The sequence below is a fragment of the Kitasatospora sp. NPDC059599 genome (assembly GCF_042735125.1).
GTDB lineage: Bacteria > Actinomycetota > Actinomycetes > Streptomycetales > Streptomycetaceae > Kitasatospora.
Genome location: NZ_JBHWCL010000095.1, coordinates 1 through 19,942, shown reverse-complemented (window position 1 = coordinate 19,942; position 19,942 = coordinate 1). Strand labels below are relative to the sequence as shown.

Annotated in this window: 17 protein-coding genes; 12 read left to right on the top strand and 5 right to left on the bottom strand. The window is 73.6% G+C overall.

What is annotated here, in order from left to right:
• Positions 1-117 precede the first annotated feature (117 nt).
• Positions 118-642, bottom strand: a complete 525-nt coding sequence (locus tag ACFV04_RS28270; RefSeq protein WP_380336398.1) for a peptidylprolyl isomerase — start codon at positions 640-642, stop codon at positions 118-120.
• A 194-nt stretch (positions 643-836) separates the two neighbouring features.
• The gene (locus ACFV04_RS28265; protein ID WP_380336401.1) at positions 837-1,226 is read right to left on the bottom strand and encodes a hypothetical protein; all 390 of its coding nucleotides are present in this window, start codon (positions 1,224-1,226) and stop codon (positions 837-839) included.
• A gap of 706 nt (positions 1,227-1,932) precedes the next feature.
• Between ACFV04_RS28265 and ACFV04_RS28260 the strand changes: the two genes are divergently transcribed.
• On the top strand, positions 1,933-2,949 hold the full coding sequence (locus tag ACFV04_RS28260) for a ScbA/BarX family gamma-butyrolactone biosynthesis protein (protein ID WP_380336403.1): 1,017 nt from the start codon (positions 1,933-1,935) through the stop codon (positions 2,947-2,949).
• Between the two features lie 359 nt (positions 2,950-3,308).
• On the opposite strand, the gene ACFV04_RS28255 is transcribed toward ACFV04_RS28260, so the two are convergent.
• Entirely contained in the window at positions 3,309-3,470 is a 162-nt protein-coding gene (locus ACFV04_RS28255) for a hypothetical protein (RefSeq protein WP_380533391.1), read from the bottom strand.
• A 1,678-nt stretch (positions 3,471-5,148) separates the two neighbouring features.
• Between ACFV04_RS28255 and ACFV04_RS28250 the strand changes: the two genes are divergently transcribed.
• Positions 5,149-5,460 carry a helix-turn-helix domain-containing protein gene (locus ACFV04_RS28250; RefSeq protein WP_360250945.1) on the top strand — a complete coding sequence of 104 codons (312 nt, stop codon included), beginning with the start codon at positions 5,149-5,151 and terminating at the stop codon, positions 5,458-5,460.
• Between the two features lie 179 nt (positions 5,461-5,639).
• Entirely contained in the window at positions 5,640-5,876 is a 237-nt protein-coding gene (locus ACFV04_RS28245; RefSeq protein ID WP_380336413.1) for a multiprotein-bridging factor 1 family protein, read from the top strand.
• Positions 5,877-6,004: 128 nt separating this feature from the next.
• Here the strand turns inward: ACFV04_RS28245 and ACFV04_RS28240 are convergent, their stop codons facing one another.
• Positions 6,005-9,373, bottom strand: coding sequence for a putative bifunctional diguanylate cyclase/phosphodiesterase (locus ACFV04_RS28240; RefSeq protein ID WP_380533388.1), 3,369 nt, complete (start codon positions 9,371-9,373; stop codon positions 6,005-6,007).
• A gap of 281 nt (positions 9,374-9,654) precedes the next feature.
• Between ACFV04_RS28240 and ACFV04_RS28235 the strand changes: the two genes are divergently transcribed.
• The 9 genes from ACFV04_RS28235 (at position 9,655) to ACFV04_RS28195 (ending at position 19,040) form a co-directional block, all read left to right on the top strand.
• Positions 9,655-13,143, top strand: a complete 3,489-nt coding sequence (locus ACFV04_RS28235) for an amino acid adenylation domain-containing protein (RefSeq protein ID WP_380533386.1) — start codon at positions 9,655-9,657, stop codon at positions 13,141-13,143.
• Positions 13,144-13,148: 5 nt separating this feature from the next.
• Positions 13,149-13,916, top strand: coding sequence for a leucyl/phenylalanyl-tRNA--protein transferase (locus ACFV04_RS28230; protein WP_360250957.1), 768 nt, complete (start codon positions 13,149-13,151; stop codon positions 13,914-13,916).
• 78 nt (positions 13,917-13,994) lie between these two features.
• Positions 13,995-15,572 carry a hypothetical protein gene (locus ACFV04_RS28225; protein ID WP_380533384.1) on the top strand — a complete coding sequence of 526 codons (1,578 nt, stop codon included), beginning with the start codon at positions 13,995-13,997 and terminating at the stop codon, positions 15,570-15,572.
• Between the two features lie 169 nt (positions 15,573-15,741).
• Entirely contained in the window at positions 15,742-16,035 is a 294-nt protein-coding gene (locus ACFV04_RS28220) for a hypothetical protein (RefSeq protein ID WP_380533382.1), read from the top strand.
• A 708-nt stretch (positions 16,036-16,743) separates the two neighbouring features.
• Positions 16,744-17,001: a hypothetical protein gene (locus ACFV04_RS28215; protein WP_380533380.1), complete on the top strand. Its 258-nt coding sequence runs from the start codon at positions 16,744-16,746 to the stop codon at positions 16,999-17,001.
• A 6-nt stretch (positions 17,002-17,007) separates the two neighbouring features.
• On the top strand, positions 17,008-17,136 hold the full coding sequence (locus ACFV04_RS28210) for a hypothetical protein (RefSeq protein WP_380533378.1): 129 nt from the start codon (positions 17,008-17,010) through the stop codon (positions 17,134-17,136).
• A 71-nt stretch (positions 17,137-17,207) separates the two neighbouring features.
• Positions 17,208-17,630 (top strand): hypothetical protein, encoded by a 423-nt coding sequence (locus ACFV04_RS28205; protein ID WP_380533376.1) that lies wholly within the window; start codon positions 17,208-17,210, stop codon positions 17,628-17,630.
• A 373-nt stretch (positions 17,631-18,003) separates the two neighbouring features.
• Positions 18,004-18,387: a hypothetical protein gene (locus tag ACFV04_RS28200; protein WP_360250965.1), complete on the top strand. Its 384-nt coding sequence runs from the start codon at positions 18,004-18,006 to the stop codon at positions 18,385-18,387.
• An 80-nt stretch (positions 18,388-18,467) separates the two neighbouring features.
• Positions 18,468-19,040 carry a hypothetical protein gene (locus tag ACFV04_RS28195; protein ID WP_380533374.1) on the top strand — a complete coding sequence of 191 codons (573 nt, stop codon included), beginning with the start codon at positions 18,468-18,470 and terminating at the stop codon, positions 19,038-19,040.
• Between the two features lie 86 nt (positions 19,041-19,126).
• Here ACFV04_RS28195 and ACFV04_RS28190 read toward each other — a convergent pair whose 3' ends face one another.
• Entirely contained in the window at positions 19,127-19,564 is a 438-nt protein-coding gene (locus ACFV04_RS28190; protein WP_380533372.1) for a nuclear transport factor 2 family protein, read from the bottom strand.
• Between the last annotated feature and the right edge of the window lie 378 nt (positions 19,565-19,942).

The window sequence follows — 19,942 nt, the reverse complement described above, 5'->3', positions numbered from 1 at the left end:
GGCGGCCCCCGCGCGGGGCGGCCCCCCAACCCGGGGTGGGGGGGGGGGGGTGGGGGGGGGGGGGGGGGGGGGGGGGGGCAACGCCGCAGGGTCGGCTTCCCACCCGGGCCTTCTCCGTCAGCGGGTCTCGATGGCGACCGACTCGATGACCACGTCCTTCACCGGACGGTCGTTGTGGGTGGTCTCGGCGTCGGCGATGGCGTCGACGACCTTCTTGCCGGCGTCGTCGGCGACCTCGCCGAAGATGGTGTGCTTGCCGGTGAGCCAGGTGGTCGGGGAGACGGTGATGAAGAACTGGGACCCGTTGGTGCCCGGCCCGGAGTTGGCCATGGCCAGCAGGTACGGCTCGGTGAACGCCAGGTCCGGGTGGAACTCGTCGGCGAACTCGTACCCCGGGCCGCCGGTGCCGTTGCCCAGCGGGTCACCGCCCTGGATCATGAAGCCCTGGATGATCCGGTGGAAGACGGTGCCGTCGTACAACCTGGCCGTGCTCGGCCGGCCGGTGTTCGGGTCGACCCACTGCCGTTCGCCCGTGGCGAGTTCCACGAAGTTGCGGACGGTCTTGGGGGCGTGATTCGGCAGCAGCCGGATCACGATGTCGCCCTGGTTGGTCTTCAGCGTCGCGTACAGCTCTTCCGCCATGGCACACATCCTTCGGTCGGTCCTACTGGCGCGGTCAGTCTTCCGACCGGGCCGGACCAACCCGGGGCGACAGCACGGCATCTCACCCGGACGTGTGACGAGAGACGACCGGCGCGCAGGGGGCGGTCCGCCGACGCCGTCGGCGGACCGCCCGTGTGCGGTCGGGGACCGCCCGCGCGATCAGGCCGTGGTCGTCACACGTAGATCTCCACGCCGCACTCGGTCCGCGGGATCGGGGGGAACCAACCGATGTACTTGGTGCCGCACACGTGGAAGCTGTTGACGTTGCCGTACTTGGTGGCATTGGTCTTGTACTTGGCCGCCGACAGTTCCTTGCCCTCGCCGTAGGACGTGGCGTGGACGGTGGCCGTGTCGTAGGTGCCGTTGCCGTTGTACACCCAGATCCAGCCGGTCGAGCAGTTGTCCACCTGCACCTGGACGCCCGAGACGTTGTAGTACTTGGTGCAGCCGGCCGTCGCGGCGGCGCTCGCCGTGGCCGGAGTGGCCGACACGGCGGTCAGCGCGGCTACGGCGAGGCCCAGCGCGCCGGCCGTCTTCGGCAGCTTGCCCGACAGGTACTTCATGAACGACTCCAGATTCCTCTTGCGACATGTCTCCTCGCGGAGCGGCTCAACTGTCCCGTGGCCGTCACGTCGGCGGCATCAGTCATCTGACTGTCCGGTTCCGCGCACGAATGTCTGAATTCCGGGCAGTACTGACCACGGACCGGTGGCCGGTGGGCGAGGTCGTTCCGCCGCCACTCGAGTCCGACCCGATCGACGCCTGTGCCGCCGCCGCCAGGCGCTCGACGAGGAGATCACCGAGCTTGATGCCGAGACGGGCCCACTGGTGCGACAGGCAGCACCGCAACTGCTCGACCATCCCGGAACTCGGCCGGTCCGGGGTGCGGCCGGCCTGGGGGCCAGGGGATTCGATTCCCGATGTACGGGTCCCGGTTCTCGGTGCCCGATGTACGGGTCCCGATGTACGGGTCCCGGTGCCCGGCGCGCGGTTTCCCGGCTTCCGGGCCCCTGCTCCGGACCCGCAGCCGTACACGAATGGCCCGTCGCGCTGCTGCGACGGGCCATTCGCGTGCCGGGCGGCGAGGGCGCGGTCCGGCTGCTGACCTGGGTGGTTCCCGCGCTGCGGGCTGCACGGGCCGCAGCGCGCGGGTCCGCTTCCGGGTGGTCTGCGCCACAGTGGCCCCGCTCCGATCGGAGGTACGATCGCGCCCGCACCTCCGGCCGGAGGGGTACCTGCATGCAGGGGTACAGAGGGGCCAGCCCAGCAATGTCCGCAATCCTCGACGGTGCTCTCACGTATTCGAACACCGTCCCGCGCGCCACCGTCCACCGGGCCGCCGTCTGCGAGGTCTTCCTCACCGACGCAGCCCGGGTCGCCGAGGACGAGTACCTCATCGCCGCGCAGCTGCCGCGGGTGCACAGCTACTACAGCGACCACGTCACCGCGCCCGCCGTGTACGACCCGCTGCTGCTGGTCGAGGTCTTCCGCCAGTCCTCCATCTACGCCGCGCACACCTTCCTGGACGCACCGCTGGACGACAAGTTCATCTTCGTCAGCGGGGAGCTGGCCGTCACCGACCCCGAGGCGCTGCGGATCGGGGCCCGCCCCGGCCGGGCCGAGATCCGGGCCCACCAGGCCGGCCTCAAGCACCGGGACGGCGTCGTCACGGGCAGCGCCCTGGACCTGGTCCTCTCGGTGGACGGCCGGGAGGCCGCCACCATGCGCACCGTCTGCCAGTGGATGCCGGGCGCCGCCTGGGACCGGATGCGTGCCAAGGGTCGCGCCGCGCTCAGCCTGGCCCCGGCCCGGCCGCACCACACCGGCCGCCGGGTGCCGTCGATCTCCGTCGGCCGGGCCTCGGGCCAGAACGTGGTGCTGGCCGGGGTGCAGACGGGGGACCGCGAGCTCCGTGCCCAGGTCGTCGTCGACCAGGGCAACCCGGCGCTGTTCGACCACCCGCTGGACCACATCCCCGGTGTGCTGATCTTCGAGGGCTTCCGGCAGTCCGCGATGTGCGCGGCGCAGGAACTGTTCGGGCTCTCGCCGCGCAGCCTGCTCCTCTCCCGGGTCGAGACCGACTTCACCCGCTTCGGCGAGTTCGAGCTACCGACCGACTGCGTCGTGCACATCGTGGAGGCGCCGGCGGCGGACACCGTCGCGTTCGAGATCTCCATGGTGCAGGAGGACGAGCTGATCGCCCGTGCCCGGGTGCACCTGACCCGCACCGGGCGGATGGCGGGAGCTCTGGAGCACCCGCTCTCCTATGCCGGGGTCGGTGCCTGAGGTGCCTGTAGTGCCTGTGCTGCCCGGGCGGCCCGAGTGGCGCAGCCGCGACACGGCGGGTGTCGGCGGGGCATGAGCCGCGCTCATGGACGGGGCATACCGTGAGCTTCGCTCATGGGCCGGTCCCGCGAGCGAAGCTCATGAGCGAGGCCCATGCGTCGGTCTCATGTCAGGTCACATGCGCGAACCTCATGGCCCAGCTCATGCGCGAAGTTCATGGCCACGCACCCATGAGTCGCGCTCATGAGCCGCCGTCCGTGGGTGGCGCGCATGGCGGTCGTTGGGGTCATGAGCGTGGGACCGGAGCGGTTCGGGTGTCGGCGCCGGCCCGCTCTCGGGGTGGTCACTCAGGCTCGGGCCTACTGTCGGCGGTCACGCAGCAGCGCCGTGATCACGACGGACAGCACCACGCCGACGGCCGAGAGGCCCCGCAGGACGGAGTGGCAGGCGGAGTCGTAGGCGTTGGCGAGGAAGTCCACGAAGCCTTGGTGGTCGGTCGCGCCGGAGAGGCCGGCCGGCACCCGCCTGGTCGCCGCCGGCGGCCTGGTCGGTCACCTCGCCGGCCCGCGAGGCGCCCTCGTGGGCGCCGATGCCGTCGGTGATCCGGGTGTCGGGCACGGTGGCGAGCGCGGAGCCGTACACCGCGACGGCGACGGCCTCGCTGCCCGGCTGCAGGGCGTTGAGGAAGCCGGCTGCCATGCCCGCCTTGGCCGGGTCGACCGGTTCCAGGACCCGGGCCGTCGACGAGGCCGGCCGACGGGCCCATGCCGGAGCCGGTGATCGGCATCGGGGTGGCGAGCACGAGGACGGTGGCGGAGGGCGAGAGCAGGGCGAGGGCGGAGTCGTCGGCGACCAGGTAGGCCAGGGGCAGGCCAGGCAGGCCAGGCAGGCCAGGCAGGCCAGGCAGGCCAGGCCGGCGCGGGTCGGGGTGAGCGCGGGGCACGTCCCGGGTGACGAGCTTGGCGGCGAGATCGGCAGGACCAGCGCCGGGGCGGTGGGCAGCAGCATCAGCAGGCCGCCAGCGCGCCGCGGCCGCGGCCGGTGCCGGCGGTCGGGTGACTCGGCAGGCGGGTCGGCATGGTGACGAAGCCGAGGCGGCGACCGGCGCCGGGCGCAGGCCGACGAAGCGGCGGCTGTGCAGCACGCTCAGGTCGAGCACGGGGTGCGCGGTGCGGTTCTCGATGGCGGCGAAGACGGGCGGCACGACGACCGCGCGCCGACGAACGGGCCGATCACGCCGAGGCTGCCCCAACCCCACTGGGAGCCCTGCGCGATGGCGGTGGTGAGCAGCACCGTGGCGACCACGAACAGCGCGCTGCCGGGGACGTCGATCCGCCCGACGCCGGAGCCTGAGTCGCCGTCGGACCCGGAGTATGAGTCGCCGCCGGAGCCACTGCGGGGGCGGAGGGCGTCGTACGGGAGACCGCGGGCACCGCGAGCAGCGCGACCGTGAGGGCGACGGCGTGCACGGCGAACACCCGGTGCCGGCTGAGGTCTTGGACCAGCCATCCGGTGAGGGAGGGGCCGATGGCGACGCCGGTGCGGGTGATGGTGCCGAACGGTGCGAAGGCCCTGGCGTGGGCCGGGCCGTCGAAGCGGTGGAGAGGATCGCGGCGCCGCAGGCGAAGACGGCGCCGCCGCCGATGCCGGTGAGGGTGCGGGCGGCGTCCGGTGCGATGACGTCGGTGGTGACGGAGTCGGTGACGGAATTGGTGACGGAGCCGGGGAGCGAGCCGACGGTGTACACGGCCGCGTCGGCGTGCACGGCGCCGCCGGTGGCGGAGGCTTGGTCCGGCCGATGACGTCGGCGGTCGAGTCCCAGACGAGGGCGCAGCAGGCGAACGCGACGTCGAAGGCGTTCACGACCCACTGGAGCGGGACCAGGCCGGCGTGGGTGCCGGCGCCGGTGCCGGTGCCGGTACCGATGTCGGGGAGGGCGACGGCCGTCCCGGAGACGGACATCAGGACGACGAACGTGGCGGGGAGGGAGGCAGCCAGGGTCGTTGTGTGGCCGGGGTGCTGTCGGTCCGTCATGAACGGTGGCGGGGTGGGAGTTGTGGTCCGGGTGCTCGTGGGTCGCAGCTCCGGGCTCGGGTCGACCGCGGACCGGCCAGGTAAGGAATTTTCCGAACCTTACGGTGTCGCGTGGCAAGGTACGATGCAACCCATACCTGAGGACGTCGGAGGATGGAGGAACCGATGCCCGACCCGGAAGGTCACCCCTCGGCCGAGGAGATGGACCTGCGGACGGTCCTGAACGCGCTGGCCGATCCACTGCGTTACGGCGTGATCTCCGCCCTGCTGCGGGAAGCCGAGGGGGTGGCGCGCACCTGCGCTTCCTTCGAGCTCCCGGTCTCCAAGTCCACGATCACCCACCACTTCCGCGTGCTGCGCGAGGCCGGACTGGTGCGTCAGGTCGACCGGGGCAACAGCCGTGCGGCCACCCTCCGTCGGGAGGAGCTCGACGAGCGCTTCCCGGGGCTGCTCGACCTGATCCGGTCGAACCCCTGACCCGCGTGAACCCCCGAGCCCCCGGGCAGCCCGGCGCCAGGCCGGGGCGCTCGGAGGGGCCTCCGGGGGCGCCCGCCGACACCAAGGGGCGGTCAAGGAATCTTGACCGCCCCTTGGCCCTCCGTCGTGGTGACTGTGTGTCAAACTGTGCGCCCTCACAGGACGATGAGGAGACTCCGGTGGACCACGTGCGCCCCCTGATCGAGGACTTCCCCGCCCATCCCGACGGCGACCCCGCCGACTCCCTGGCCCGTGCTGTCCGCGACCGTCGCACCGCGCTCGGCCTCACGCTCGCCGACCTCTCCACCCGATCAGGTCTTCCGGAGACCCACCTCCGCACCATCGAGGCGGGCCACGCGATGCCGACGCTCGCGCTGCTGACGGTGCTGTCGCGCGCACTGAGCACGGACCGCTAGCCGAACCCTGCAGGCCCGCGCGCCCGCACGCCTGCACGCCTGCACCCCGCGCGCCCGCACGGACCCCGTCGCCCCGCCGCCCCGTCGCCCCGTCCCCGTCCCCCGACTCTCGCGCCCCGCCCTCGCCCTCACGCCGGTTCGTACGTGGTGGTGCTGCGGACGAGGGTGCGGGCGTGGGGGGAGTCCATGGGGTGGGCGAAGAGGTACCCCTGGCCGAGGGGGCAGCCCATGGCGGCGAGGAGGTCGCGCTGTTCGGGGTGTTCGATGCCTTCGGCGATGACCTGGACGCCGAGGGTGTCGGCGATCCGGGCGATGCCCTCGACCAGGGCGTACTGCTGGGTGGAGTGGCCGAGGCCGTCGATGAAGGACTTGTCGATCTTGAGGAGGGAGATCGGGAACTCGCGGAGGTAGGACAGGGAGGAGTAGCCGGTGCCGAAGTCGTCGATGGCGATGCCGACGCCGAGGCCGGACAGGGTGGCCATGTCGTCGTGGATGCGGTCGTCGCGGCGCATCAGGACGGACTCGGTGAGTTCCAGGACGAGGGTGCGGGGGTCGATGCCGGAGGTGGCGATGGCCTGGCGGACGACGTCGACGAAGCCGGCGTCGCGGAACTGGCGGGCGGAGACGTTGACGTTGACCCGTAGCGGGGGGCGGCCGGCGGCGGTGCGGGCGGCGGAGCTGGCCGCGTGCCAGGCGGCGACCTCCTGGGTGGCGCGTTCCAGGACCCAGGCGCCGAGCGGGACGATCTGGCCGCTTTCCTCGGCGAGGGCGATGAACTCGTCGGGCAGGACCATGCCGCGTCGGTCGTGCGGCCAGCGGACCAGGGCCTCGAAGGCGACCAGGTCGCCGGTGCGCAGGTCGACGATCGGCTGGTAGTACAGCTGGAACGCCGATTCCGCGATTGCCGAGTCCAGGTGCTCGTTCAGCTCGTGCCGTTCCACCAGCCCGGCCTGCAGGGCCGACCGGTAGTGGCACCACTGGCGGCGGCCGGCCGCCTTGGCGGAGTAGAGCGCGAGGTCGGCGTGGGTGAGCAGTTCGGCGGCGTCCACGCTGTCCTCGGTGGTCGCCACGCCGATGCTGGCGCTGACCCGGACCGCGCCCGCCTTGAGCTTGAAGGGTTCGGTGAAGACCTCCAGCACGCTCGCCGCGATGGTGTCCACGTCGGACGGGTGCAGCGCGTCCTCGACGAGCACCGCGAACTCGTCGCCGCCGAGTCGGGCGGCGGTGTCGGAGGAGCGCAGCGCGGTGGAGATCCGCAGCGAGACCGCGACCAGCAGTTCGTCGCCGACCGCGTGGCCCTGGGTGTCGTTGACCACCTTGAAGTCGTCCAGGTCGATGAAGAGCACCCCGGTGACGGACCCGCTGCGCTCGCCGCGCGACAGTGCGTGCCCGACCCGGTCCTGGAACAGCACCCGGTTGGCGAGGCCGGTGAGGGAGTCGTGGAAGGCCCGGTGGGTCAGCTCGCGCTCCATCTGCCGCTGCTCGGTGACGTCGCGCAGGGTGAGCACCAGGGCACCGACGGTCGGGTCCGCGCGCAGGTCGTTGAAGCGGACCTCGGCCTCGATCGGCGTGCGGTCCTGGCGCAGCAGCCGCCAGTGTTCGCGGAGTTGATCGCGCAGCTGCTCCCGGGGCTGCGCCCGGGCCTCGTCCCCGGATCGTTCGCCGGCCCGGTCCCCGGACCTCTTGCCGAACCTGTCCCCGGACCCGAACCTGTCCCCGGACCCGGACCCGGACCCGGACCCGGCTCCGTCGCCGGCCGTGTCCCCGAACCCGTCCCCGAACCCGTCCCCGGATTGGGCGCGGGACCGGTCGCGGGACCGGTCGCCGCGGGTGGGGGCCGCCGCGCCGCGCATCCGGGCCAGCGCCTTGCCGACCTCCCGGCTGTCCTCGGGCGGGACGAGGTCGGTGAGCAGGGCGCCTTCCAGTGCGGAGTGGCCGAGCACGGACTCCGCGGAGGGGGAGGCGTAGCGGACGCGGTCGTCGGCGTCGAGGATGAGGATGACGTCGCTGGTGTTCTGGACGAGCGTGCGGAAGTACAGCTCGCTGTTGCGGCGGGTGACCTCCCGGCTCAGCACGAGCCGTTCGACGGCGAGGGCGGCCTGCCCGGCGAGGATCTCCAGGGAGCTCCAGAGGCTGGCCAGTTCCTGTTCGGTGCCGGTGACGATCAGGGCGCCGATCAGCGGGTCGCCGGAGGGTCGCTCGGCGAGGGTGAGCGGGCAGATCAGGGCGTACGGCATGCCGTCGAGGTGTCCGGTCAGTTCGCGGGACGGCAGGTCGACGGACGAGACGGGCAGCAGTCGGCTCTCGCGGTAGGAGGCGAGGGCGAGGACCTGGTCGGAGTCGGAGGCGTTGCCCAGTCGGTGCTGGGCCGCGCCGTGCTCGGCGTGCCGGACGTGCAGCACGCCGCCCTCGGTGACGGCGAGCAGGGCGACGTGTCCGGGCTCGGCGGGCATCAGGGTGGAGGCGGTGGACTGGACGGCGTCCGAGACCTCCTCCACGGTGACGGCCGCGGTCAGCCGGGCACCGGCCTCGCGCAGTGCCCGTTCGCGGGCGACGGCCTGTCTGCGGGCGGAGACGACGACGGCCAGGCGGGCGAGTACGAGCAGGTAGAGGAGCGCGGAGAAGGCGCCGATCACGCCCGCGTTGTGGGTGTTCCCGGCCACCGACTCGATGATCAGGATCGCCGGGGCGATCAGTGAGGCGAGGGTGAGCAGGACGAGCCGGGCGGTGCTGAGGTCCGGTTCCTGGGTGGGGACGGGTTTGGTCAGCTCGACCATCGACGGGTGCAGCGCGGCCGCGCCCCAGGCGGTGTAGAAGGCGGCCCAGCCGAGTTCGACGGGCGTGCCGATGCGCCAGGTGCCGTGCAGCTGGATCAGGGCGTAGAGCACGTCGGAGATGAGCAGGCCGACGGTGCCGACGGCGAGCAGTTGCAGCGAGCGGGAGTTGCCGCCGCGTGGGCTCAGCAGGCGCAGCAGCAGGGCGAGGACGACCAGGTCGCCGAGCGGGTAGCCGATCGAGACGACCTTCTGGAACCAGGTGAGGTCGGGGCTGCGGGTGTACGGGAGGATCAGGTAGATCCAGGCGAGCAGGGCCAGGCCGATGGTGGGGATCAGCGCGTCGAGCAGTACGGCGCGGTCCTGACGGGCCGTGCGCCATCGGATGAAGCCGAGCACGCCCGCCGCGTACAGCACGTACTCGGCGAGGTAGAAGCCGTCGGCGACGGAGGGGAACGGGTTGGGCAGGTGCAGGATGTCCAGCTGGACGGCCTGGACCACCTCGCCCGCGGTGAAGCTGAGGTTGGCGAGTGCCAGCAGGTACCAGAAGCGTGCGTGTGCGGGGCGGTTGAGGTGGACGCCGAGCACGATGGCGGCGACGCCGCCGAGGCCGATACCCGTCCACCAGATGATCCGCTGGCTCGGGTTGGCGTAGTAGATGCTGATGAACAGCACCATCCAGAGCAGGTAACAGGCCATCAGGCGTTGTCGCCGGCGTGTCAACGAGGCTACCTCCTCCGCGACATCACCCCGTCGGTCGGACGGGGGAGTTCGGGCGAGGACGAGGGGTCCGGGTGCCGTGTCGCGGCCCCGGGTGGTGGGATCGGGCGCTTCCTCGCGCCTGCGGTGAGGCGTGTGTTCGCGCTCGGGACGGGTGCCTTCTTCGCGCACGTGCGAGGCGTCCGGTCGGTGGGCGACCGGACGTTCTCAATGTGTCATGAGTGCGTATAGTCGGAAATGTCGCACTCCCAAGCATTCTGCCGTGACAGCGCGAGGTCAAGCCGGTGGACGACGCAGCAGACAGCGCACGGGGCGTACGTACGGATGCGAGTTCCGGGCGTCACGCCGTGGTCCGCAACGACGACGGTCAGTACGCGCTCTGGCCGGGGGACTTGACCGTTCCCGGTGGCTGGCACCGGGTGTACGGGCCGGCCGAACGGTCCGAGTGCCGGGCCTGGGTGGAGCGGGAGTGGCAGCCGGCGGGGTTGGGCCTCGCCGGTGCCGACGGCCCGCGACGGGTGGCGGCCGGGTTCGCCGACACGGTGCACGGGCTGTTCCGCACGCGGGCGGCGCACGACCCGGAGGCGCTCGCCGTGGTCGCCGAGGACGCGACCCTGAGTTACCGCGAACTCGACCTGCGCAGCGACCGCTTGGCCGCCGCGCTGCGGGCGCACGGGACCGGACCGGAGCAGGTGGTGCCGGTCTGCCTGGAGCGCGGGACCGACCTGGTGGCGGCCTGGCTGGGCGTGCTCAAGGCGGGTGGCGCGTTCCTGCCGCTGGATCCGGCGCACCCGGAGCGGCGGCTGGCGCGGCTGGTGGAGGACTGCGGGGCCCGAGCGGTGGTCACCGAAGGTCACGGGTTCCCGGGCGTGGTGGCGGTGCGGGCGGAGGACGGCGACGCGGGGGAGCCCCCGCCGGACGACGGTGCCGTCCCGGACGACCTCGCCTACCTGATCTACACCTCGGGCACGACCGGCCGCGCCAAGGGCGTCCCGGTCACCCACCGTGCGCTGGTGTTCACGCTCGACCGGATCGTCCACGCCTACCGGTTGGCACCGGGTGAGCGCGTCCTGCAACTGGCCGCCCTGGGCTCCGACACCGCCCTGGAGCAGGTGCTCGGCGCGCTGCTCGCCGGCGCGACGGTCGTCATGGGCGGCGGGAAGGCGGGCGCCGGCGGCACCTGGGCGCCCACCGAGCTGGTCGGACGGTTGCCCGGGCTCGGCCTGGCCGCGGCCGACTTCACGCCCGCCTACTGGCACCACGTGCTGGACCTGCTCCCGCCCGACGGGCCCGGCCCGGACGGGCTGCGCCTGGTGGTGGTCGGCGGGGACGTCGTGCACGCCGACGACTGCCGCAGCTGCCTGGACCGGCTGCCCGGGGCGCGGCTGCTCAACGCGTACGGGGTCACCGAGGCGGCCGTCACCTCCACGCTGTGCGAGGTCACGGCGGAGCTGCTGAACGGCGGGGACGGGGTGGGGGGACCGGCCGCCCCGGTGCCGATCGGGAGGCCGCTGCCGGGCGTGCGGGTGCACGTGCTGGACGCGCTGCTGCGGCCGGTCCGGCCCGGCGAGAAGGGCCAGATCCACCTCGGCGGGCCCGGCCTCGCCCGGGGCTACTGGCGGCAGGCCGGGCTCACCGCCGAGGCCTTCCTGCCCGACCCGTACGCGCCGCTGCCGGGCGAGCGGATGTACCGCACCGGCGACGCCGGACGCTGGCGGGCCGACGGGCAGCTGGAGATCCTCGGCCGCTTCGACGACCAGGTGAAGGTGCGCGGCCACCGGGTGGACCCGGCGGAGATCGAGGCGGTGCTGGCCGCGCACCCGGACGTCCGGCAGGCGCGGGTCGCGGCGGACGCGACGGCGGCGGACGGCAGCCGGGCGCTGACCGCGTACTACACGCTCGCGGCCGGGGCGGCCGACGGCGCCGAGGGGATCCGGGCGTTCCTGGCCGACCGGCTGCCGGAGTACCTGCTCCCGGCCGAGTTCGTGCCGCTGGAGGCGATGCCGCTGACGGCGGCCGGCAAGATCGACCGGCGCCGGCTGCCGCAGGCCCCGCTGCGGGCGGGGTCCAGGGCGCGCTCCGGGACCGGGGCCGGGATCGGTGCCGCGGCCGGGGGTGGGGCCGCAGCTGGGACCGGGGCCGCAGCCGGGGCCGGGGAGGGGCCCCGGGGGACGGCCGCGGCGGCGAGCCCGGTCGAGGAGGCGGTCGGGCAGCTGTGGGCGGAGCTGCTCGGCGTGGAGACCGTGGGCCCGGAGGACGACTTCTTCGCGCTCGGCGGCACCTCGCTGCTGGCCATGGAGATGCTGGCGCGCGCCCGGATCATGTTCGGCATCGACGTCGGCCGGGTGCGGGCGCTCACCCGTGCGCTGCTGCACGAACCCCTGCTGCGGGACTTCGCGCGGGCGCTGCAGGAGGCCAGGGCGGGCGGCGGCCCCGGCGCCGGGGCGGGCGTCCCGGTCGGCGCGGAGGCGGTCGGCGCGGGCCTCGACCGGGACCTCGATCCGGACCTCGACCCGGACCTCGACCCGGAGCTCGGGTCGGTCACCGGCCCGGCCGCCGGGGAGACGCCGGTCGACTGGTTCGCGGAGGCCCGGCTGACCGGTCCCGTCGGCCAGTCGTGGAGCCCCGCGCCCTCCCGGGCCGAACCCACCGAGATCCTGCTCACGGGAGCCACCGGCTTCTGCGGCGCGCACCTGCTGCACGCCCTGCTCGCCACCACCCGGGCCCGGATCCACTGCCTGGTCCGGGCGCCCGACCAGGAGCACGCGATGGAGCGGCTACGAGCCACCCAGCAGCGCTTCCTCCGCCACGACCTCGCCGACCCCCGGGTGGTGCCGCTGGTCGGCGACCTCACCCAGCCCAGGGTCGGCCTGACGGGCCGTCAGTTCGACTGGATGGCGGGCAACCTGGACGCCATCCACCACCTCGGCGGGCAGGTCAACTTCCTCTACCCGTACCACCAGCTGCGCGAGGCCAACGTCGGCGGCACCCGGGAGATCGTCCGGCTCGCCGGGCACAGCCGGGGCGTGCCCGTGCACTACCTCTCCACCCTCGCCGTGCTGGCCGGCTTCGGGGCGGCAGGCGTCGACAAGGTCACCGAACGGACCCCGCTCGCGTACCCGGAGCGGATCGGCGTCGGCTACGTCGAGAGCAAGTGGGTGGCCGAGCAGCTGCTGCACAACGCCGCCGAGGCGGGGCTGCCGGTCACGGTGCTGCGCACCAACGACGTCACCGGGGACCTGGCGAGCGGCGTGATGAACACCGGCACCGAGCTGTGCGCGCTGATCAAGTACCTGGCGGACAGCGGCACCTGCCCGGACGTGCGGTTGCTCCTCGACTTCGTCCCGGCCGACCGCTTCACCCACGCCATCGCCCACATCGCCGCCCACGCGCCCGCCGACGGCGAGGTCTACCACCTGACCTCGCCGCAGCCGGGCGTCCTCGCCGACCTGGCGGACCGGTTGCGGGCGCGCGGCCACCGGATCGACCGGCTGTCGTACGGGGAGTGGGTGCAGGGCCTGGTCCGGTTCGCGGCCGGGCGGCCGACGCACCCGATCGCGCCGTTCGTCCCGCTGTTCGTCGACCGCGCCCCGGGGTCGGAGCTGTCGATCAGCGAGATGTACTTCCGGCCGACCTTCCCGCTGTTCGACCGGGCGAACACGGATGCGGCCCTCACCGGGAGCGGGATCGAACTGCCCGCGGTGGACGCGGGGTTGATCGACCACTACCTGGCGGAGCTGGAGCGGGACGGGTTCCTGGGGGCGGCGCGGTGAGCGGCGTGCGCCACGACGCCGCCGTCTTCGACGCGCTCGACGTCCGGCTCGGCCCCGGCGACGGCCCGGTGGCGTTCGGCGGCACGCTCGGGCCGCAGGAACTGCTGGCGGCGTACCGGCGCGGACTGTTCCCGCTGCCGGCGGCGGACGTGTACGCGAGCGCGTACAACGAGGCGGTGTACGGGGACGCCGTCGGGGCGGGCGGGGCGGTGCTGCTGCCCGGCCGGGAGGACCCGTACGAGGTGGCCTGGTGGTCGCCCGACCCCCGGCCGGTGATCGCGGCCGACGGGGTGCGGCTCGGCACCCGGCTGGCGAGGCGGCTGCGGAACCGGTCGGGGTGGTGGACGAGCGCGGACCGGGCCTTCGGGCGGGTGCTGGAGGCGTGCGGCGAAGGGCGCGAACCGGCCTGGATCACCGAGGAGCTGGCGTCGGCGCTGGATCGGCTGCACGCGCTGGGGGCGGCGCACAGCGGGGAGGTGTGGGACGGGGAGGAGCTGATCGGTGGGGTGTTCGGGGTCGCCGTCGGGCCGGTGCTGAGCCTGGACTCGATGTTCCGGCGCCGGCCGGACGCCGCCCGGGTGGCCGTCGCCGACCTCGGCGCCCGGTTCGGCGCGGCGGGCGGGCGGCTGCTCGACGCGCAGTGGGACGGGCCGCACGTGCGCAGCCTGGGCGCGAAACCGATGGCGCGTTCGCGGTACCTCGCGGAGCTGTCCGGGGACGGCGGGGGCGTTCCGCTGGACGGCGCGGCCCTGCCGGCGGGCCGTCTCGGGTGACCTGGCGTTAAACCCGCGTTGGGTGACTGTTTGGCCTGTCTTCGACAAACTTATTCCTCGTCAGTAACATGACGCGGCGTGTTCAAGAGTTCGATAGGCAGGGCCGCGGGCCCCGCCGTCCTCACCCTCATCCTTGCCGGGGCCGCCGCGTGCGGGCCGACCAGCCCCGGCACCACCCAGACCGGCGCCGCCCCGGCGGCCGCCACCGTCGCCGACCCGAGCCCGACCGTCGCCGGGAGCAGCCCGGCCGCCGCCGCGCCCGCCGGCGGCACCCCGCACGCCAAGGCCGCCACGGCCGCCGCGGGCCGTCCGACCCCGGGCACGGCGCCCGTCACCGCCGCGCCCGCCGGGGACAAGCAGGCCGCGATCGGCAGCCCCGGCAAGGACGGCGCCGCCGTCACGGCGGCGACCAAGGCCCTGCAGCTGACCGCGTACGACCCGGCGGGCGGCACCGCCGTCCTCACCGCGGCCGGCGGCCCGGCCCCGACGGCCGCGGCCTCCCCGAGCGCCGGCGCCGGCCCGTCCACCGCCGCACCGTCCACCGGCGGTCCCTCCACCGCCGCACCGTCCACCGGCGGTCCTTCGGCCGGTGCCGCGGTCGCCGCCGTCCAGCCCGGCCAGCTGATCGCCAGCCCGCCGACCGCCGCCGCGCCGCAGGGCGCACTGGTCGCCGTCACCGCCGTCCACCCCGGCGCGGGCAACACCCTCAACCTGGCCACCCGCCCCGCCACCCTCGCCGAACTCCTCGGCGGCACCGAGGCCGACGGCAGCGTGCCCGTCGACCCGCACGGCATCACGGTGACCCCGCTGGTCAAGGACCTCAAGGCCACCGTCGGCGCCGACCTCAACGGCGTGAAGGCCGACGCCTCCGGCACCCTGGAGGTGAACGTCAAGGCCCCCGTGCCGCTGCCCGAGGGCGCCAGCCTGGACGCCTCCGGCTCGCTCCAGCTCCACCCGGCCGTCCACTTCGCCTACCACGGCGCCGGCGCGGGCAGCCCGCGCACCGCGTCGATCGGCTTCGACCTGGACGCCCACGCCCAGTGGAAGGTCACCGGGGACGTCGCCCGCAACACCGGCGCGGCGCCGATCCGGGTGCCCTTCGCCAAGCTGCAGGCCAGCCCGGTGCTGACCGTCGCCGGCCTGCCGGTGGTCGTCAACCTCGGCCTGACCTGCTACCTGGAGGTCAGCGCCGACGGTCAGGTCCACCTGGAGGCGGAACAGGACGCCACCGGCACCTGGGCCGTCCGCGCCGACTACACCGGCGGCAAGGGCTGGACCCCGGTCACCAGCGCCGACACCAAGGTCAGCCCGATCCACGTGCGGCTCAACGGCAAGGCCGGCGTGCGGGCCGCCCTCGGCGCCGAGATCAGTGTCGGCCTCTACGACACCGTCGGCGTGGAGACCACCGTGGCCCCCTACCTGAAGGCCCAGGCCGAAGGCTCTCTGATCGCCGACTCCTCCGGCAACCCGCCGCAGGTCCAGGGCAGTTGGGCACTGCTCGGCGGCGTCGACCTGAACGGTGCGCTGACCGCGCACCTGAAGATCTTCGGCACCCCGATCATCGAGGGCAAGCTGCCGCTGCCGCCGTTCCACAAGGAGTGGCCGCTGATCGGCGGCTCGGCGGCGCTGCCGTCGCCGAAGCCGACCAAGAGCTGACGGACCGGCACCCCCACGGCCCCTCGACCGGAACCCCCGGTCGAGGGGCCGCGTCGTTCCCCGGCCCTTCGACCGGCCCCGCCGACCGGGGGTGTAGCGGTGCGTGGCCCTTCCTTCGCCGCCTCCCACCCGCATCCTCGATTCTCGCAGCGGCCTGACGGGGTGGGGGATGAGCGAGCAGGGCGAGACGCACGATTCGTTCCGCAGTGCGGCGAACTACGGCACCGTGATCCAGGGCGGCAAGGTTTCGGTGAACCTCCCGCCCAAGCACCCGGTCCGGATGGTGGTCGCTGTCGGCGCCGTGATGGCGGTCCTCACCGCCGCGACCACCTACCTGGTGCTGGACCACGACGGCGCCCCCGGGCCGACCCTCACCGCCCGCTACGCACTGGGGGATGGCGCCATCGAGGGGAACGCGGTGGTGGAGCGGCCGCTCGGGCCGACCGGGATCCCCCCTCGGTGACCGGCTGCGAGGCGACCTGGTCGTGGATGCACGGACAGGGCGGCGTGGACGTCGGCACCTCCCACCTGGTGGTGGAGGCGACCGGCGGCAGCGGCCACACCGTAGCGATCCAGGGGCTGCGGGCCATCGTTGTCGGCACCGCGCAGGACCCGTTGCCCGGTACGGCCGCGTACTGCCCGCCGCAGGGCGTGGGGACCACGGTGGACATGGGCATCGACCTGGACTCCGCCGACCGGGTTGCCCTGATCGGCAGCCCGATGGGCGAGATCTCGTACGCCCCCTTCTTCACCGACCAGTACCTGTACCTGGAGGACCGCAAGCCCGAGGTGGTCAACCTGTCCGCTATCGCCGCCCGGAAGAGCTACGAGTTCATCCTCACCGTGGATGGCTCGGTGGACGGCGAGCACCGGACCTGGACGCTCAAGGACGGGGACCGGCCGTTCCGGGTCACCGGGGTCCGGCCCGGTCTGACCACCGGCCTGCGGGCCGAGGCCTCGGGCTGGACCACGGTGTACGGCGGGCAGGTCGGCGCCCCGGTCCGCTGCAACCCGTGCTCCGACGAGCGCGGGCAGATCCCCGGCACCGCGGTACCGGGGATCGCCGAAGGCGGCGGACCCGCCGCCGTCCGAGCCCGTCGTCCGGCCGAGCACGCCGACGCCCCCGCTCACGGTCGTCCCGAAGGACCCGGAGTCCGTCGCCCTCGCCTGGGTGATCGCGGGAAACAGCATCGACGTGCGGCGCGGCGACACCGGACTCGCCTCGGTCGTCCCCCGGATGAAGCCGTACATGACCGCGGAGACGGCGGCGAAGGGCGAGTCCGAGGCCGGTGCGGACCCGGTCGACAACCCGGTCTGGCCGCCGGAGGTGACCGAGCGGAAGGGCTGGTCGGTGGTCACGTCCGCCACGGCGGGCCCGGTACCGGACGGGCGGGTCCCGGCGGGCGAGCGGACCGAGGGCGCCGTGTAGCTCCGGGTGGACTCGAACGTCACCTACCACACCGGTGACGGCTGGTCCGCGACGGTCAGGGGCCAGTTCGGCGGGATCGTCACCCTTCGGTGCCAACCCGACGGGACCTACCTGGTCGACGGCTTCCGCCCCTGACGGGTCCGCCCCTGACGGGTCCGGGACTGTCGGGTCGGGGACTGTCGGGTCGGGCGGGCAGAATCGGCCGGGTGAGCGACCACTACGAAGTCGGCCTCGGCTGTTTCCTCCGGGAGGACACCCCCGAGGCGGTCCTGGACGTGCTGCGCTGGCACCTCGGCCTCCTCGACGAGCGCCCGGCCGGACTCGACGAGGAGGAGCACGCCCACCCGATGCTCGCCCCGGATCCGGACAGCCGCCTGCCCGGCGGGGACTGCGCCTCCCTGCGGCTCCAGTCCCCGGGCTTCACGGCCGAGGGTCCGCTGCGGGTCTGGGGGCTGTTCAGCCGCAACCTGTGGCTGGACGACACGATGGGCGACCTCGTCACCCTCCTCGACCTGATCGCGCCGTACGTCCGGGAGCCGGGCTTCGGCGGCTACGTGCGTGAGGAGTTCGACACCGAGCCGCACGCCGTCACCTTCCGGGACGGCACGTACGGTCCGCTGACGTTCTGAGGCCCGGCCGGGCGGGGGCGGTTCAGAGCCGGCCGCGGTGGACGCCCTTGATCCCGGCCTTGATCCCGGCCTCGAAGCGGCTGCTCGCACCCAGGCGTTCCATGGCGTCCGGAGCCGAGCGGGCGCAGCAGTTCGCGTTCGGTGCGCCGAGGCCGAGGCCGAGGCCGGTGCCGGGGCCCTCGGGCCGGGCGGTCCCGGGCGGGCCCGGGTAGTGCGGTTTCTGTCATGCGCATTTCTACAATCCGGCGTGGCGCCCGCTCACGCAGGCTTTCCCCCGGGGGCGGGACCGGGCCGTGTCGCGGCCACCACGCCCGATGCTCATGCGGCACAGCCGATCCGGCGTGTGAACCAGTCCGATGACAGGAGAACGCACATGTTCCGAAAGGTCCTGAGCACGATCACGATCGCCGCCACCACCGTGCTGGTGGCGGGCCTCTCCACCGGCTCCGCGCAGGCTACCGACTTCTGGCAGGCCTGGGGCTCGGGGTCGTACCACGCGAGTGCGGACTTCGTCCCCACCGGCGGCCTGGTGCACATCGGCGGCTGGGCCTGCGAGGGCGGGTCCGCCCACAGCTTCTACGTCTCGCTCGTCAAGACCAGCGGCTCCCAGAAGGTGTTCTCCAGCTACAGCTGGGACGTGGACGGCCGGGACCACGTCGACCCGCGCGGCATCGGGGTCAACACCAGCACGGCGTACTACCTGCGCTGGTACGGGAACGGATCGGCGCCCTGCTCGAAGGCGTTCGCGACGAACTGACGAAGGATCGTCGTCGGCACCAGGGGCCCGCGTCGTCGCGCGCGGGCCCTCCCTCCGCTCCGGCACCGGAAGGAAGCGTCATGCGCCGGATCCGCCCCGTCCTCCTGCCCGCCCTGATCGCGACGCTCGCCGCCTGCGGCCCCGCGGGCCCGGGCGCCGGCACGCGTCCCGCCCCCGCGGCTGCCGCTCCCGGGGCTGCTTCCGGGGCCGCCACCGCTGTGCCCGGCCCGGAGGCGGCGAAGGTCGCGGTGATCGCCCGGGGGGAGGTGGACGGCGTCCCCTGGCAGGTCGACCTGCTGGACGAGAACGGCCTGCTCTGCACCCAGGCCTCGGTCGACCGCCGGGCCACCGGGCACGGCTGCGACCCGCCGGTCTCGAAGGCCGTCCCGGTCAACGTCGCCGTCGACGGCCTGGACGACCGCGTCCTGCTCGTCTACGGCGCGGCTGACCCGAGCGTGGCGGGCCTGCTCGCCCACAGCCGCACGGGAGCACCCCGGCCGGTCGCGGTCACGGCCACGTCCGGCGGGCGTGGGTTCTTCGCCTACGCGGTGAAGCCGGGGACCGCCACCGACCTCACGGCCCTCGACTCCGACGGCCGGGAGGTGTTCTCGGCGGGGGACAAGATCCGGCAGTTCGAGGACCCGGGCCGCTGACCCGTCGATCGGCGCCGGGCGCCGATGAGTTCGGCTCATGCCCGGCGTGCCCGGTGCACCCGGCTCGTGTCCGGCTCGTGTCCGGTTCAGGGGGTGCGCAGGTGCCGGCTCACGTCGCCGAGCAGGGTGATGCGGACGCGCCGCTCCGCGAAGTGCCACCGGCCGTCGTCGTGCCGTCGGAAGCGGTCGTGGTAGCGGCCGGCGGCGATGGGCTGGAGAGGAAATCCGGGGAGGGCCTGGAGGACGGTGACGTACGAGCGGGCGGTCGCGGTGCCCGCCCGCTCGTCGGCGTCGACGGCGGTGTTGGTGGTGACGTGCTGGGTGCGGGGCGTGCCGTCGGCGTGGACGATGACCGTGTCCCGGAACACCCGCTCGATCGCGGCACTCCCGCGCACCGGTTCACCGCTGCCGATGAAGGTGGCGTCCGCGAGGAGGGCGCCGAGCCCGGCGAAGTCGCCGTCGTCGACGAGTTCGGCGTAGCGGGCGATCAGGTTCTCGACGGCGCGGTGGGCGGACGCGGTCACGGTGGTTCCCCTCGGGTGGGACGGAGGTGGTGGGGCGGCCCTCCGGTCCTTCCGGAGGGGCGTGGGCGGCGGCCGGGCAACGGGTGTTCCGGCCGTCGAACGCCACTGTTGCCGCTGCGCGCATCCACGGCATCAGTCATGTGACTGGCCGACCAGGTGTCATGACATCTCGTCATGTCATCGGTCGCTGCCAGACATTCGCGCGCCGAGGAATCGAGAATTCGACAGTCTCTACCGCAACTGGATCTCGCCGATCGACTCCGGCTGCTACTCGGTGGTTCCCACCAAGTCGTAGGTGACCGCGGCGCCCGATCGCGAGGCGCAGACGCAGGAAGTGCCGGTGTCCTGCTCCCGCGCGGACACCGGCACTTCTGCCTG